This window comes from Winogradskyella sp. ABM4_392 (assembly GCF_056160445.1).
This window is the reverse complement of record NZ_JBSWXE010000001.1, coordinates 583113-600433: the sequence shown is the minus strand read 5'-3', so window position 1 is coordinate 600433 and position 17321 is coordinate 583113. Positions and strand designations below refer to the sequence as shown.

Here is a 17321-nt window from a genome sequence, read left to right as displayed (position 1 = left end):
TAAATTTTAAATTGTTTTAGTGTTTGTCTTAACAAAACGTGTATTGTTACACAAAGCCACACAAAAATAAGGAATCCTTATGCTTTTTTAACATAATAAAATGCAAAAACTCTGTACTTAAACTTTCTTATTTTAAATAGAAAAAGGGATTTGAACCCAAAAGCTCGTGAAAACCCTTAAAACGTTTGTAGATTAGGAATTTAGGAGTATATTTGCATCCGCTTTCTGAGAAAAGCAAATTTAATTAATAAACAAATTAATAAAAACGTTACGCTATGTACGCAATTGTAGAGATAGCAGGGCATCAATTTAAAGTTGAGAAAGACCAAAAAGTTTTTGTTAACCGTTTATCTACTGAAGAAGGTAAGAAAGTCGCTTTTGACAACGTTCTTTTAATAGGTGATGGTAACAATGTTACTTTAGGCGCCCCAGCTATAGACGGAGCACAAGTAAGTGCAAAAGTCTTAAAGCACCTTAAAGGTGACAAGGTAATAGTTTTCAAAAAGAAAAGACGTAAAGGTTACCGTGTTAAGAATGGACACAGACAAGCCTTAACTGAAATCGTAATCGAAGGTATTACTGCTTCTGGAGCTAAGAAAGCTGCTCCTAAGAAGGAAACTAAAAAAGCTGAACCTAAGGCTGCTGCACCTAAAGCAGAAGCAAAAAAGGCAGCACCTAAAGCTAAACCAGCTGCTAAGGCAACAGGTAAAGCTGATGATTTAAAGAAAATTGAAGGTATTGGACCAAAAATCGCTTCTACTTTAGCTGAAGCTGGTTTAGCAACTTTTGCTGATTTGGCAAAGTCTACACCTGAAGCAATTTCTGAAATTATCGCAGGAGTTCGTGGTAACCATGTTACTGATACTTGGCCAGCACAAGCTAAATTAGCTGCTGAAGGCAAGTGGGACGAGCTTAAAAAATGGCAAGACGAATTAGATGGTGGTAAAGCTTAATTGCAAAACCACTTAAGTTTAACAATATAAAACCTTAAGACAATGGCTCATAAAAAAGGAGTTGGTAGTTCTAAAAACGGTAGAGAATCAGAATCGAAACGATTAGGTGTTAAGATTTTTGGTGGTCAAGCTGCTATCGCTGGGAACATTATCGTAAGACAAAGAGGTAACACTCACCACCCAGGTGAAAATGTATACCAAGGAAAAGACCACACTTTACATGCTAAAGTTGATGGTATCGTACAATTTACTAAGAAAAAAGACAACAAGTCTTATGTTTCTATAGCGCCTTTTGAGGCTTAAGAAACCTATTCTTAATGAAATAAATTAAAGCGGTTAGATTTTCTAACCGCTTTTTTATTGGTAACATTTTCATCATAAAAATTACAGGTTTAAATAACATTGGTTGCTTTTATTTATGAGTTTAAATAAAGTAACCTTGAGTTTTCATAGAAGCCTTTTATTCATATACCTTTTAATTTCCGGAATTGCTAATTCACAGTCTTCAAAAAATAACGAACAACTAGACCAACAATTATATAAATTAAAAGATAGACTAGAATCTGCAAAAGCAGAATCTAACACTCAGAAAATAGCAAAAACCTATATTGAGCTTGGAAACTTCTTCAAGGCTATTGAGCTTTATGCTGAAGCCCTAAAAAACTATCAGGCATATTTAGATATTCAAAAAACTAAAGATTCCTGTTCTGTATACGTTTATAATGCATTAGCTTCAATAGATCTCGACCTTAAAAAATATATTGAAGCTAAAAAATACTCACTCATCAGCCTTGATCTCTCTGAAACTATTAACTATGAAAAAGGCAAAGCCGAAGCTAATGCGCTATTAGGTAGTATTGCCGAAAAGCAAAGTGATTATAACAGTGCTTTGAAATACCAAAATATAAGTCTTGCTATATTTAAAAAGCTAAATGACAGTACTGGTCTTGCAACGGTAAATGAAAACATAGGAAGTATTTATGAAGACCTTGAACAATATGACCTTGCGTACAGTTATTTCAAAAAAGCGCAGGAATTTGCAAAACATAGTAACTCAGATTTGCAGATAAATATTATCAATAATCTTGGTGATGCCAATCGTAAGACCAAAAATTATGAAAGGGCAATCCTCTATACAGAACAAGCTCTAGAACTTGCCCAAACCTCTAACAACCAATCGCAATTAGTTAGCGCTCTTAAAGATCTATCAAGAACCTATGCTGACATGGGCAACTTTTCCAAAGCTTATAAATACCTCAACAACCAAAACATTGCTAACGAAGAAGAGCTTATTCAAAACAACAATGAAATAGTAAGCGCACTACAAATTCTACATGATGTAAAAGAAAAAGAGAATGAGGTGCAATTACTAAATAAGCAAAACGAAATAAACAAAGTACAGCAAAGCATTATCCTTATTATAGCAAGTACTCTAACTCTGGGTCTATTTGCATTTTTTTTATATTGGAAGAAAAGAAAAAAACACGAAAGACACATCTTAGAATATAAACAGCAATTACTTCAGGCAGATTTAGACAAAAAAGCAGCAAAAGAAATCGCTTTAAATAGAGAAATAGACATTAAGGTATCTGCCCTTACAAATTACAGCCTTCATATTGCCCATAAAAACAAAATGCTTTCAGACATTTCTAAAACCCTTTCTAAATTAAAGAATCGCAATAGCGAACTCGTTTCTAAAAAATTAAAGGACATTGTTAAAGATATCGAGGCCGATTTAGAAAACAATAATGAGTGGGCAGAGCTCATGAGCTACTTTGGGCAGATTCATCCTAACTTCTTTTCTACCCTAAAACAAATTGTAAACGATAAGTTATCCTCATCAGAAATGCGCTTGTGCATGTTACTGAGATTAAATCTCTCTTCAAAGGAGATTGCAAGCGTTCTTCACATTACTCCAGATAGTGTTCGAATAGCGAGATATCGTCTAAGAAAAAAATTGCCTTTAGAATCAAAAGACGACCTCCAAGACTATTTACTAAATCTTCAACTAGATTAACCAAATTCTTTTCTCAATGTTAATTTAGTGTAAATGTTGCTTTCATTTATACCCATTTTACAAGGTTCTGTTACGTTTTGTTAACGCTCATTTTATCTACAAATGAAGTCTTCAAACTAGTTTTGAGGGAAACAAAAATCAACCTTAAATGAAACATTATTTTACCCTTTTATTTTTAACCCTCTCTTTTTTCGGATTCGCACAATCTGGAAATTTACAAGGTATCATTACCGATAAAGATGGTCTTACCATTCCTGGTGCTACAGTTTCTATCACATCGCTTAACAAAGGCACTGTAACCGATTTTAACGGAAAATACGTGTTAGTAGATATTCCTGAAGGAAAACATACTATTACTGTAAAATATCTTGGTTATTCAGATGTGACTGAAGATATAGATATTGTTGCAAGCCAAACTGTAACTCTAAACTTTACACTAAACTCTGAAGATACTGCTCTAGAAGAAGTTACTATTAATGGCTTTGGTCTTAGTGGACAAGCAAGAGCCTTAAACACCCAAAAGAACAAGCAAAACATTACTAACGTAGTGTCTACAGATCAAATTGGCAAATTTCCAGATGCTAATATTGGTGATGCTGTAAAACGTATTCCTGGTATTACTATGCAAGTAGATCAAGGTGAAGCGCGTAACATTATTGTTCGTGGTCTTTCTCCTCAATTAAACTCTGTAACCTTAAATGGCAGTAGAATTCCTTCTGCTGAAGGCGATAACCGTAACGTTCAGATGGATTTAATTCCATCGGATATGATTCAGACTATCGAAGTAAACAAAGCCGTAACGCCAGATATGGATGCTGACGCTCTTGGTGGTTCTGTAAACTTAATTACACGTACTTCGCCTCAAGGTTTCCGTTTGTCTGCAACTGTTGGTTCTGGCCTTAACTTTATTACTGACAAAAGAATTTTAAACGGATCCTTCTTAGTTGGAGACCGAAGTAAAAATGATAAATTCGGTTGGATGGTTTCTGCATCTATTAACGATAATGACTTTGGAAGTGATAACGTTGAAGCTGAATGGACAGACGAGTTTGAATTTAACAACGGAGACGAAGATAATCTTGAAGAAGTGGATGTTAATCCTTATGCTAACGTTTTTGAAATCAGAGAATACCTAGTACAACGTGTACGTCGTAGCTTTTCAGCTAATTTAGATTACAAATTCGATGATAACAACTCTGTGTATTTTAAATCTATCTATAACTGGAGAGATGATAGAGAAAACCGTTTTAGATTAGAGCACGAAATCCTTGATGGTGAAGACATTGAAGCTGGTGATTTCTCAGTCGATGGCAATGGTAACCTCACAATGTTTCCTGTAGAAGCAAAACGCCAATCTAAAGGAGGTATAGATAACGACCGTAATCAAAACAGACGTTTAGAAGATCAACGTATGCAAAACTATAGCCTTGGAGGTGAGCATTTATTAGGCAACCTACAATTAGACTGGATGGCATCTTTTGCAAAAGCTTCAGAAGAGCGTTTAAACGAACGTTATTTAGAGTATGAAAGCGAATACGCTATCAACTTTAACAACAATGAAGATAAGCCATTATTCTCGCCTGCTAATGCAGCAGATGCAAATTTTGCAGATTTCGAACTTGGTGAAATTTCAGAAGAAAACCAATACACAGAAGAAGAGGATATTAATATTTTTGTTAATGCACAATTGCCATTATCCGTAATTGATGGTAAAGATGGCTTCTTAAAATTTGGTGCTAAAACCAGATTAAAAAACAAAAATAGAGACAACGACTATACCGAATATAGTGACGAAAGTGGTGCTTTAGAATTTTTAGGTATGATACCTACAAGAAGCTATTCTGACACAGACTTCTTAGCTGGTAGCCAATACCAAATCGGTACGTTTGCTAGTCCAGAATTTTTAGGTGGGTTAAATCTTAACGACACTGACCTTTTTGAAGGTGAAGATTTACCAGAAGAATATGCTACTGCTAACTTCGATGTTAACGAAAACGTATATGCTGGTTACGCTATGCTTAACCAAAACATCACAGACAAACTAAGTGTTTTAGCTGGTGTAAGATTAGAGCATACTTCTATTGAAAGTACAGGTAACGAGCTTGTTTTTAACGAAGATGGAGATGTTGATGGTATTGCTGAAGTTAAAGACGAAAACTCATACACCAACATATTACCTGGTGTTCATTTTAAATATGATGTAACGGATAATACCGTTTTACGTTTTGCTTGGACCAACACTTTAGCAAGACCAAACTATGTAGATTTAGTACCATACAGAGAAATCAATAATGAAGACGAAGAAATCTATTTAGGAAACTCAGAATTAGATCCTACAACATCTATGAACTTCGACTTTATGGCAGAGCACTACTTTAAGTCTGTTGGTATTGTTTCTGGTGGTTTATTCTACAAGAGCATTTCAGACTTCACTTATGTGTTTCAATCTGAAGATGAAAACGGTTACGAAGTGTACCAACCTTTAAATGGTGACGACGCTTCAGTATTTGGTGCAGAAGTATCTTTTCAACGTCGTTTAGATTTCTTACCTGGTTTTGCTAAGAATTTTAGTATTTATCTTAACTACACCTATTTAACCTCTAGTGCAGATGGTATCCGTAACGAAGATGGTGAAGAGCGTACAGATTTAGATTTACCACAAACATCACCAAATATGTTTAACGGTTCATTGGGTTATGCTGGTAAAAAATTCAGCTTACGTTTATCGGCTAACTTCTCTGATGATTATATCGACGAAATTGGAGGCAATGCTTTTGAAGACCGTTATTACGATGACCAATTCTTCTTAGATTTCAATGCAAACGTGGCTTTAAATAACAACTTAAGCCTTTACTTAAACCTTAATAACATTACCAACCAACCGTTACGTTATTACCAAGGTGTAAGTAGCAGAACAATGCAAATGGAGTACTACGATATGCGATTAACATTCGGATTAAAATATGATTTATTCAAAAAGTAAAATGATGAAAAAAACCTTAATACTAGGTATTATTTCTGCTGTAGTTTTCTCTTGCGGAAACGGATTACCAGAAATTGCACCAACACTAAAATCCGAAAAATTACCACACGATAGTGACGACCCTGCAATATGGATTAATCACAAAAACCCTGAACAAAGTATTGTTTTTGGCACTGATAAAGATGAAATTGATGGTGGTGTTTATGCTTTAGATTTAGACGGAAAAATCATAAAAGAGAAAAGTTTAACTGGAGTAAGTTATCCTAATAATGTGGATGTAGAATACGGTTTTAAACTGAACGACTCTACAAAAACCGATATTATAGTATTTTCTGAACGTGAGAAAAACCAAATTAGAGTGTACTCTGTACCAGATATGAAACCATTGGACAATGGTGGTTTTAAAGTGTTTGAAGATGAAACTGATGTAGAAATGAAACGACCTATGGGAGTTTCTATTTATAAGAATCCATCAACCGAAGACGTTTCTGTATTTGTGAGTAGAAAAGCTGGACCAACGGAAGGGTATTTATACCAATACGCCTTGGTTAGCGATTCTTTAGGAGTACATTCCAACCTATTGCGCAAAATGGGAACTTTTAGTGGACAAAAGGAAATTGAAGCTATTGCTGTAGATGACGAATTAGGCTTTGTATATTTCTCTGACGAAGGCGTTGGTATTAGAAAATACCACGCAGACCCTAAAAAAGGAAACAAGGAAATTGCACTATTTGGCTCAGAGCATTTTAAGGATGATATTGAAGGTATTGCGATTGCAACCTACTCAAATGGCGAAGGTTTCCTTATCGTCTCTAACCAGCAAAATCATAGTTTTAACATCTTTAAACGAAGCGATAATAGCTTTGTAAAGGAAATAAACCTAGGTACAATTGAAACTGACGGTTGCGATGTTGTAACGACACCTTTAGGCAAAAAATACCCAAACGGATTGTTTGTATCTATGAATGACGAGCAAGACTTTTTCTACCACGCCTTAGATTCATTAAAGTTGAAGTAATTTTTTTCAAGTTAATTTTTATAATTGGTTAAGAACCCTTTCTGTTTTTGGAAAGGGTTTTTTATTTAAAAAACACCCCTAAAGTCCCCTCAAGGGGACAGCACTCATAAGTTTAATTGTAACTATTGTCCCCTTGAGGGGACTTCAGGGGTGTAATTATAGTTTTGCCAACACTATTCCCATTTAATTTCCGTTATTGTATTGAAAACCAACCAATCTTTATGAAACGCATAGTACTATTTTTAAGTCTTGTATTTCTTATACAAAGTTGTAAATCTTCATACAGCAAAACTGAATTACTTAAAGAAAACAAAGCCTTAAAAGAACGTATTAAAAAACTTGAAAATGCTGATACTGTAAATCAAGAAGCCGCTCTTGAACTTAAAAAGATGAATGTGGTTTATAGAGGTATTTCTAATCCTATTTATATATCAAAACCTAATGCTGTGTCTTTTGAAGCAACCGCTTTTGGCTTGAGAAAATTAGATAGTTTGGGAAATTATAATTTAAATCCTGGAGCTGGTAAAACAGTAGATATTACAGTTAAATCTAAGCTTAAAAATGGAGATTCCTTAACCGAAACAAAAACATTAAGAATTAAAGATATTTCTGCACCTATTGGCACCATAAATGGCATTGGTTGTGGTAGTAAATGTGAAATTAAAATGACAAAAGAGGAGTTTTATAATGCAACTATTGGTTTAAAACCCAATGATTTTATATATGATTGGAATTTTATAGTTACAAAATTTAAAATAGCCTTTGAGAAAGGAAACATTCTACAAGTTGAAGGTTTTAAACCAGATACATTAATGCAAGAAACAATAAGACAACTAAAACCCAACGACCTAGTTACTATATTTGACATAAGGTATATCGTTTCTGGTGTCAACCTTTATTGTATGAAAAGTCCATCTCCTATATCAATAAGGATCATAGAATGAACTTAAACAATTTCCATCTTCTTCAATAGGAAGCTCGCATTCATATTTTGGCAAATGCCTTTCTTAAGTTTGTAATCAAAAAAGAGTTCGTCGTTTTTAATTTCGGCATCAAAGTAGTAGTTTTTTACAGCTTCTAATTCGGTTTCAATTTCAGTAAGACTTAAATCGTGCGTTGCTATAATTCCTGTTGCTTTTTGGCCGACTAATTTTTCTACAAATTTCCTTGATCCAATGGCTTTATCTGTTGAATTGGTACCCTTTAAGATTTCATCTAAAATCACAAAATAGTTTTTGTCTTCAGCAATAGTGTCTACAATAAATTTTAGTCGTGTGAGCTCACTAAAAAAGTACGAACTATCATCTGTCAACGAATCTGTAGTGCGCATACTTGTAATGAGTTTAATCGGCTTGTATTTGCTTGTTTTAGCACAAATAGGCAAACCAACATTTGCCATAACAATGTGCAACGCAACGGTTCTTAAAAACGTACTCTTGCCTGCCATATTTGCGCCTGTTACAATAAAGAATTGCTCTTGTAATAATTCTAAATCGCTATCAATTCGCTTTTCAGCATTTAATAAAGGATGTCCTAAATTTTCGGCTTTAATTGTAATATTTTCTGAAGTAATTTCAGGGTAACTAAAGTCTTGATGATTGTAGGCATAATTACCCAAAGTGTTGTACGCATCATAAAATGTTACCACTTCAAACCAATCTTCAACCTTATGTGCATACTTACTAATCCATTGCTCTACGCGATACGTTTGCCTTATATCCCAAAGCAAATATCCATTTCCAAAAATGGCTGAGATAAAGTTATTTCGGTTATCTAAGGCGTCTAAAGCTTTAGAGAATTTTGTAAATATCTGTGAGGCTTTTTCACCTTCAGACTGTATTTTTTGTTGCTGTTGTTGCAATAACTCAGACTGAAATTCTTTCTGTTCAATTTCTTTCAGTAATAAAGCATATTGCCTAAAAGTGTCTTTAGCTTTTTCGGTGTTTTGGGCAACATTATTGATTGATTTTAAAAATCTTCCAGTAATCGCTAAGCCTAAAAGCAACCAATATCCAGCATATTTTATTGGAATAATTTCAGTAAAACCTATGACCAAAAGCGCTACTGAAGCTACACTAAAACCAATTGTTAACCAATATATTGTTGCGTTTAAAAATGGTTTATAATCCTTTAGCCATTCAATAATAGATTTTGCAGAATGTTCAACTTTTACACCTTGTGCTACACCAGAATAATACTGTCTCCATTCAGGCTCTTCAGCAAGTTCTTTTATAGCGTTTTGCCTGTCTTCAATATTAGTAATATCGTTTGCCAACAAACAATTAACAAGCGATTGTGTGCCTTCATTTATAGTTGTTCTGTTGATATATTGAAAGAAAGAACCTCTTCCAAACAAATCGATATCTAAACTATAGGCATGAGCAGGATTTTGAAATACTTTTCCATCTGCTCTATCATGAAAATCACCTGAGGCTATTTTGATTTCATCCTCATTAATAGTGGCTAATCGTTTGTGCAGTTCGCGTTTGCTTTTAAGATCTGTATATCTTGATAATAAAAACAAAAACATTGCAATACCAACAACTGCTATAATTGTAGCTACCTGCCAATTTTGGTAAGTTAGATAGACACCAAATCCTGTAAAACTAAAAACTGTTAATCTTAATAAACTAAACAAACTCATTTTTTTATAAATGCGTTTGGTTTCAGAATTATGTTTTGATAATTGGGATTTATAAAATGAAATTATAGTCTTCATTATTTAATTAAAAAATAAAATCCCAAGATAATGGTTTACCTTGGGATTATTGTATTATTTGTAAATCTCTACTTTGTAGAAACTATTTAGCCTTTTAAGCTAGCTGTAAGATATTCACGATTCATACGTGCAATATTTTCTAAAGATATGCCTTTTGGACACTCAACCTCACAAGCACCTGTGTTAGTACAGTTACCAAAGCCTTCTTCATCCATTTGTTTTACCATGTTTAGTACACGATCTGTAGCTTCAACTTGACCTTGTGGTAACAAAGCAAATTGAGATACTTTAGCACCTACAAATAACATTGCTGAAGAGTTTTTACAACTTGCCACACAAGCACCACAACCTATACACATGGCCGCTTCAAACGATTTGTCTGCATCGTGTTTATTAATAGGAATTGCATTTGCATCAATCGTATTACCAGATGTATTTACAGAGATAAAACCACCTGCATGCTGTATTCTATCAAAAGAAGATCTATCTACTACCAAATCTTTAATTACTGGAAACGCTTTTGCCCTAAATGGCTCTATAGTAATAGTATCACCGTCTTTAAACATACGCATGTGCAACTGACATGTTGTAATACCTCTATCAGGACCATGAGCTTCACCATTAATGTACAAAGAACACATTCCGCATATACCTTCTCTACAATCATGATCAAAAGCCACAGGCTCTTCTCCCTTGTTTATCAGTTGTTCGTTTAAAACATCTAACATTTCAAGGAAAGACATATCAGGAGAGACATCACTAATAGGATAGTCTACCATTTTTCCTCTATCGTTAGCGTTCTTTTGACGCCAAATTTTTAACGTTAAATTCATAGCTTTCCTTTTATTTATAACTTCTTTCTTTAACTTCTATGTTTTCGTAAACTAAATCTTCTTTATGCAATACTGCATCTTTTGGTTCTCCTTTATATTCCCAAGCAGAAACATATTGGAATTCTTTTCTACGCATTGCTTCTCCTTCAGCGGTTTGATACTCTTCTCTAAAGTGTCCACCAGCAGATTCTTCTCTCAATAAGGCATCCTTAGCAAATAACTCTCCTAGCTCTAAGAAGTCGGCAACTCTCAATGCTTTTGCTAATTCTTCATTAAATTCATCATTAGAGCCTGGCACTCTAACATTTGCCCAGAACTCTTTTCTTAGCTCTGCAATTTCAGTTATAGCTTCTTTTAGACCTTGCTCATTTCTTGCCATACCGCACTTATTCCACATAATTTTACCAAGTCTTTTATGGAAATGATCTACAGAATGCTTACCGTTATTATTAATTAAATGCGTAATATTATCTTTTACACTTTTCTCTGCTTCTTCAAACTCTTTAGAGTCTGTAGAAATAGGTCCTGTTCTAATATCGTCCGCTAAATAATCGCCAATGGTGTATGGTAGCACAAAATAACCATCAGCTAAACCTTGCATTAATGCCGAAGCACCAAGACGGTTAGCACCATGATCTGAGAAGTTAGCTTCACCAATACAATACAGTCCAGGTACAGTAGTCATTAAGTTATAATCTACCCAAACACCTCCCATCGTGTAGTGTACTGCAGGATAAATCATCATTGGTGTTTCGTATGGGTTTTGATCTACGATTTTTTCGTACATCTGAAATAAGTTTCCGTACTTAGTTCTTACTACTTCCTGACCTAGTTTTTTAACCAGAGCATCATCGTTTTCGTCTAAACCTTTAACGTGCGCCTGCTCTTTACCGTAGCGCATAAATGCAGAAGCAAAATCTAAATAAACCGCTTCACCAGTTGCATTTACACCATAACCAGCATCGCAACGTTCCTTAGCTGCACGTGATGCCACATCACGAGGTACTAAGTTACCAAAGGCTGGGTAACGACGCTCTAAGTAATAATCTCTATCTTCTTCAGCTAAATCTGTTGGTTTTAATTTACCAGCACGAATAGCTTCAACATCTTTTTTATGTTTTGGTACCCAAATACGTCCATCATTTCTTAAAGACTCAGACATTAACGTTAGTTTAGACTGATGATCTCCTGAAACCGGAATACATGTTGGGTGAATTTGCGTATAACATGGATTAGCGAAAAATGCTCCACGTTTGTGTGCTTTCCAAGCTGCTGTAACATTACTTCCCATGGCATTAGTAGATAAGAAGAATACATTTCCGTAACCTCCTGTACCTAGTACAACAGCGTGTGCTGAGTGACGCTCTATTTCACCTGTAACTAAGTTACGTGCAATAATTCCTCTGGCTTTTCCATCTACAATTACCACGTCTAACATTTCGTGACGGTTGTACATTTTTACCTTACCACGACCAATCTGGCGATTAAGCGCTGAGTAAGCACCAAGTAATAATTGCTGACCTGTTTGACCTGCCGCATAAAATGTACGTGATACTAATACACCACCAAAAGAACGGTTGTCTAATAATCCACCATACTCACGAGCAAAAGGCACACCTTGTGCCACACATTGGTCTATAATATTTGCAGAAACTTCTGCTAAACGATATACGTTAGCCTCACGAGAACGGTAATCACCACCTTTCACAGTATCGTAAAATAATCGGTAGGTAGAATCACCATCACCTTGATAATTCTTGGCAGCATTGATACCACCTTGTGCCGCAATAGAGTGCGCACGTCTTGGAGAATCTTGAAAGCAAAATGCTTTAACATTATAACCTAACTCGGCTAATGTAGCTGCTGCTGATCCACCTGCTAAACCTGTACCTACTACAATAACATCTATAAGACGTTTGTTTGCTGGATTTACAAGGTTAATATCATTCTTATGTTTTGTCCATTTGTCCGCTAAAGGACCTTTTGGTATTTTAGAATCTAATATTGACATAGCATTAATTTTTTAGTGTGTAAAGTGATGATAAACTGCGATAAAAATGAATAAAGCAGGAATCCCTATAGAATACACTTTACTAAATCCTTTAAGACCTTTTGTATATTTATTGTTGGCGCCAACTGATTGAAATGCAGAATTAAATCCATGCAATAAGTGAAGTGCTAATAGTACAAAAGCTACTACGTAAATCCCAACTCTAACTGGACTTACAAATTTTTCTCTTAACTCTTCATAATAACGGAAACCAGAGTCAGCAACATTCGGATCTATAAGACCACTCATATCACCATCAATATATTTCACTGTCATTTCGTGTACCCAGAAATCATAAAAATGAATACCTAAAAAGGCTAAAATTACCAGCCCACTTAAAAGCATGTTTCTAGACATCCAGCTTGAATTAGCTGATGCTGCATTTTTTGCATACTTTACATTTCCTCTTGATGCTCTGTTTTGGGCTTCAAGTACGAATCCCATCACAAAATGGAAAATAACACCAATAATTAAAATTGGCTGCATAAGTCCTTGAATTAATGGATTTGTTCCCATAAAATGAGATAACTCATTAAATAGTTCCTCACTAAAAACAGAGGTAAAATTGATGGAAACGTGCATTACTAGGAAAATCATAAGGAAGAATGCCGAAAGCGCCATGGCAAACTTTCTTCCTATCGAAGAATTAAAAATTCCGCTCATTGTAGATCTAATCTTTTTGTTAGTCCTACAAAAATAAAGCACAAATAGCGTTTTGCCAACAAGTGCAAAACATTATTAATTATTTAGAATGGTTTTAATTAGACGTACTCGGAATCAATCCTCTCAATCCCATATCTACAACTTGTTCACCTGCAGATGGTTCGTATTTACCATCTTCATTCACTTCTGTCCATTCAAACGAATTATTAATTGAAAACGACAATGTCACCTCTACATCTTGTGTTTCATTTCCTGTTAAGGTAAATGGTGTAACAAATTCACCCGTAACTACACAAGAGCCTTGTGGCACTGGAGACGAATCAAATAATGGATTAGGCACTGTAGTTGCTCCTTCTGGTGCCTGACCTTGAGTTGTAAATCCTAAGGCTTCAAAGGCCCAAAAGCCTTGCAAGACATCATCGTTTACGGTTATGGTACTTCCATTTAAATCAAAATCTGTGATGTAATTGTTGTATCCAACAAAACTTGCCAAGCGTCCTGTAATCTCTCCTGCATTTTCAGTTAATACCTGAATATTACCTTCTTGATATGATAATGACACTCTTACCCATTCATAAGAACCTGCTTGTACTTCGCTCAACGGAACACTTAAAAACACCTCATCATCTCCTGCAAATATGGCCTGTTGAAAATCAATTGCCATAGCACCTCCTGCATCTGTTTCTGCACCTACATAGATGACTTCTCCTTCGCCTAAAAGTGTTGTTGATGTTGGCGCCAACTCAATGTAGTTGGCACTCATGCGCTCAATAGTTGGTGATTGTGCTGCATTGCCATCTGGAACAGCAACTGGTTCACCTAAGTTACCTAAACGCTCTTGATTAGGGTCAAATTTGAGTTTAATGATTAGTTGTGGAGAAGTGCTTAGATTATCATCTAGATCTTCTCCACAAGCCATAAATAAGCTAAAAACAGTAAACAGTAGGGCAATTTTTTTCATATTTAGAACAATTAGTGTTTAATTTTAAACTTAGGCTTCGACAGTGCTCAGTATAATATAAACCTAAAATTATTTTACTTCTAAAGTCGATTTGGCATCATCAATTTCTATAGTATAAACGCCTTTTGGCAAATAATATTTTCCGTTACCAGATTTACCAATCTTTAATTCTTTATTCTCTTTTTCTAAAGCTTTCTTTCCTTTTTCAGATAAGGTCATATCATATTCTGTGTAATTAAATCCTTTATCAACATCTAATTTAAAACTGTTTAGCTCAGCCCCTTTTTCAGATAAAATCTTCATCGTTTTTTCACCAGATGTATTACTATAAAACTGTATTGTTTTACTTGGCTCATAGGCGTCTGACCATTGACTCCAAGAACTTCCCCAACGACCAGAATGCCTTACAGAACCAACCTCAAAAATAGTGATTGGTTTTGCTTTTAAGTCGGTATTCATTTGTTGTAAAGCTTCAATATTGGTTTTGTAAATGCTACGACCATGCGTGCCTAACAATAAGTCATTAGCTTCTGGTTGCACCACAATATCATGAAATGCTACATTTGGTAAGCCTTTTGAAAATACTTCCCAAGATGTACCTCTATCAAAAGACACGTAAGCTCCGTTATCGGTTCCTAAGTACAAGATATTTTCGTTTTTAGGGTCTTCTTTTATCACATTTACTGGAGATGCTGGTATATTTCCGCTGATGTCTTTCCAAGTATTTCCATAATCATCACTCATGTACACATAAACTTTAAAATCGTCCCAACGGTAACCATTCAAAGTCACATAAACACGTTCTTTTTTATGTTGCGACGCAACCACACGACTTACCCATAAATCTTTTGGGAATGATGCTGATATAGGTTTCCAAGAAGCACCAGAATCTTTAGTTAATGCAACTATACCGTCATCACTTCCTGTGTAAATTAACCCAAACTGAAATGGACTTTCTGAAATGGTTGTCAAAGTACCATAAGCCACATTTCCTTTTTTACCTCCATTGGTTAAATCGTCACTAATCGCTTCCCAATCATTTCCTTGATTCATGGAACGCATTAATTTGTTGCCTCCCAAATACAAGATATCCTGATTATGAGGTGACAATAAAATTGGTGTTTGCCAATTGAAACGGTACGGATTTTCACCTAAAGTATGCTTTGGCTGAATGTAAGCTGCATCCTCAGTTTCAAGATTTAATCTGTAATAATTTCCGAATTGGTAACCTGTATAAACAATATTAGAATTTCTACTGTCAATTTGAATTTGCATGCCATCACCACCCATTATAAATTTCCATGGATACTGTCCTTCTTGCTGCCAAGCCTTATCTTCGCGCGCATTGTGTGCTCCGACCCAAACACCATTATCTTGTAAACCTCCATACACATTGTACGATTTTTCGTTATCTACATTGATGGCATAAAATTGTCCTACTGAAGGAGAATTATTCTTTATCCAGTTTTCGCCATCATCGTAAGAAATATTGATACCTCCATCATTACCATCGATTAAATGATTTGGATTTTTAGGATTAATCCAAAGCGCATGATGATCGGCATGCACATTTTCTGCACTGATAGACGTCCATGTTTTTCCGCTATCTTTAGATTTTACAATCGGCACACCATAAATGTAAATATCATTTTCATTAACTGGTGACACGTGGATATGACCAAAATAATAGCCATAACTGTAGTAAATACCATCTAGATAATCCTCGTGTGTTTTCTTCCAAGTTTTTCCTCCATCGGTACTTTTGTAAACCTCAGCACCAACCACAGGAGTATCAAACAACATAGAGTTAGCATCTTCAAGATATTTTGCTAAATCAATAGGTTTTACATTGCCTGAACGCACCATTTGCTTCACATTTTCTGGTCTGTATTTTTCCTGAAAACCATTCGTTCTTAAAAACACATTCAATTTTTTGTTGTCTAAAGCCAAGAAATCAGCATTAGACATGGTCTTGAAATCGTCTTTGGTTAAGCCTTCTTTATCATCCTTCTTTTTATCATCTGGTCGTCTAAACTGACTATCATGTACAGCATATACCACATCATCATTAAAGACTGCTATACCGATACGACCAACTCCTTCACCTGTAGGGAAGCCACTTTTTTCTGTAGATACTTTGGTCCAAGTTTCACCTGCATCTGTACTTTTATAAATGGCTGAATTGTTTCCGTTTCCTGAGAAATTCCACGCTTTACGATCTTTAGTCCACGACGTTGCAAACATGACGTTGTAGTTTTTTGGACTGTGTTGCAAATCGATAATACCACTTTCCTCATCTACAAAAAGGGTTTGTTTCCAAGTTTTACCACCATCAGTAGTTTTATAAACACCGCGTTCTTTGTTTGGTGAGTACAAATGTCCTGTAGCACCAACGGTAACCACATCTGGATTATCTGGATGAATTAAAATCGGCGCAAAATGATGTGCATCCATCAAACCAAGGTTTTCCCAAGTCTTTCCGTTGTCTGTAGATTTTAACAAACCAATACCAGCATATGAAGAACGCGACGCATTATTTTCGCCTGTACCAACATATATCGTTCTCGTTGGCCAGTGCACAGCAATATCACCAACATTCTGTGTGTCTGAACTGTCTAAAATTGGACTGAATGTAGTTCCGTTATTGGTTGTGTGCCAAACACCACCAGACGCATAACCAACATAAAATTCCGATGGCATTTCTGGATTCACATCCACATCTACCACACGACCACTCATTACGGTTGGTCCAATATTTTTGAAAGGTACTTGTTTTACCAATGACGTTTTTGCCATTTCGCGCTTTTGCGCTAAAGCATTTTTTACGGTTTCAGCAGAGGTTGCAGGTTGTTGCGCAAAGGCTATTAAAGCACTTGCAGCAAATGCAAACGACAGGAATTTACTTTTAAACATGTTGGTTAGTTTTAGTTTTTATTGTCAGTTTGAGCGCAGTCGAGAACTAATTTTAAAATTTAACTCAATTGCATTTCGACTGCGCTCAATGTGACAGTAATTAAAGTTGGCTGAATTTAACCATTAATCCATATATCCTCAAAATTTGATTATAAAGTTTAACAGATAATCACAACTTACTTGGGCTTGCGTTTTACTTTGTTTATTTTTG

The 17321-nt window shown here is 35.2% G+C and carries 12 protein-coding genes; 6 read left to right on the top strand and 6 right to left on the bottom strand.

Translation table 11 applies throughout. From position 1 onward, the window contains the following. Positions 1 to 275: 275 nt before the first annotated feature. The 6 genes from rplU (at position 276) to ACXAFS_RS02490 (ending at position 7915) form a co-directional block, all read left to right on the top strand. Complete coding sequence (gene rplU / locus ACXAFS_RS02515) at positions 276 to 953, top strand: 50S ribosomal protein L21 (protein ID WP_475305080.1); 678 nt, start codon at positions 276 to 278, stop codon at positions 951 to 953. A 42-nt stretch (positions 954 to 995) separates the two neighbouring features. Continuing rightward, positions 996 to 1256 carry a 50S ribosomal protein L27 gene (gene rpmA / locus ACXAFS_RS02510; protein WP_296349734.1) on the top strand — a complete coding sequence of 87 codons (261 nt, stop codon included), beginning with the start codon at positions 996 to 998 and terminating at the stop codon, positions 1254 to 1256. Between the two features lie 115 nt (positions 1257 to 1371). Continuing rightward, entirely contained in the window at positions 1372 to 2970 is a 1599-nt protein-coding gene (locus tag ACXAFS_RS02505) for a tetratricopeptide repeat protein (protein WP_475305079.1), read from the top strand. Between the two features lie 148 nt (positions 2971 to 3118). Continuing rightward, positions 3119 to 5953, top strand: coding sequence for a TonB-dependent receptor (locus ACXAFS_RS02500; RefSeq protein WP_475305078.1), 2835 nt, complete (start codon positions 3119 to 3121; stop codon positions 5951 to 5953). Positions 5954 to 5957: 4 nt separating this feature from the next. Beyond that, positions 5958 to 6971, top strand: a complete 1014-nt coding sequence (locus tag ACXAFS_RS02495) for a phytase (RefSeq protein ID WP_475305077.1) — start codon at positions 5958 to 5960, stop codon at positions 6969 to 6971. A 221-nt stretch (positions 6972 to 7192) separates the two neighbouring features. Then, positions 7193 to 7915: a hypothetical protein gene (locus ACXAFS_RS02490; protein ID WP_475305075.1), complete on the top strand. Its 723-nt coding sequence runs from the start codon at positions 7193 to 7195 to the stop codon at positions 7913 to 7915. Positions 7916 to 7917: 2 nt separating this feature from the next. Here ACXAFS_RS02490 and ACXAFS_RS02485 read toward each other — a convergent pair whose 3' ends face one another. The 6 genes from ACXAFS_RS02485 to ACXAFS_RS02460 all read right to left on the bottom strand — a co-directional run bounded on the left by ACXAFS_RS02485 (position 7918) and on the right by ACXAFS_RS02460 (position 17110). Next, positions 7918 to 9690 (bottom strand): MutS-related protein, encoded by a 1773-nt coding sequence (locus ACXAFS_RS02485; RefSeq protein WP_475305074.1) that lies wholly within the window; start codon positions 9688 to 9690, stop codon positions 7918 to 7920. Between the two features lie 86 nt (positions 9691 to 9776). Then, on the bottom strand, positions 9777 to 10523 hold the full coding sequence (locus ACXAFS_RS02480; RefSeq protein WP_475305073.1) for a succinate dehydrogenase/fumarate reductase iron-sulfur subunit: 747 nt from the start codon (positions 10521 to 10523) through the stop codon (positions 9777 to 9779). A gap of 10 nt (positions 10524 to 10533) precedes the next feature. Next, entirely contained in the window at positions 10534 to 12534 is a 2001-nt protein-coding gene (locus tag ACXAFS_RS02475; protein WP_475305072.1) for a fumarate reductase/succinate dehydrogenase flavoprotein subunit, read from the bottom strand. Positions 12535 to 12546: 12 nt separating this feature from the next. Then, complete coding sequence (locus ACXAFS_RS02470; protein WP_475305070.1) at positions 12547 to 13236, bottom strand: succinate dehydrogenase cytochrome b subunit; 690 nt, start codon at positions 13234 to 13236, stop codon at positions 12547 to 12549. A gap of 94 nt (positions 13237 to 13330) precedes the next feature. After that, positions 13331 to 14197 carry a hypothetical protein gene (locus tag ACXAFS_RS02465; RefSeq protein ID WP_475305069.1) on the bottom strand — a complete coding sequence of 289 codons (867 nt, stop codon included), beginning with the start codon at positions 14195 to 14197 and terminating at the stop codon, positions 13331 to 13333. Positions 14198 to 14266: 69 nt separating this feature from the next. After that, positions 14267 to 17110, bottom strand: a complete 2844-nt coding sequence (locus ACXAFS_RS02460; protein ID WP_475305068.1) for a VPS10 domain-containing protein — start codon at positions 17108 to 17110, stop codon at positions 14267 to 14269. Positions 17111 to 17321 lie beyond the last annotated feature (211 nt).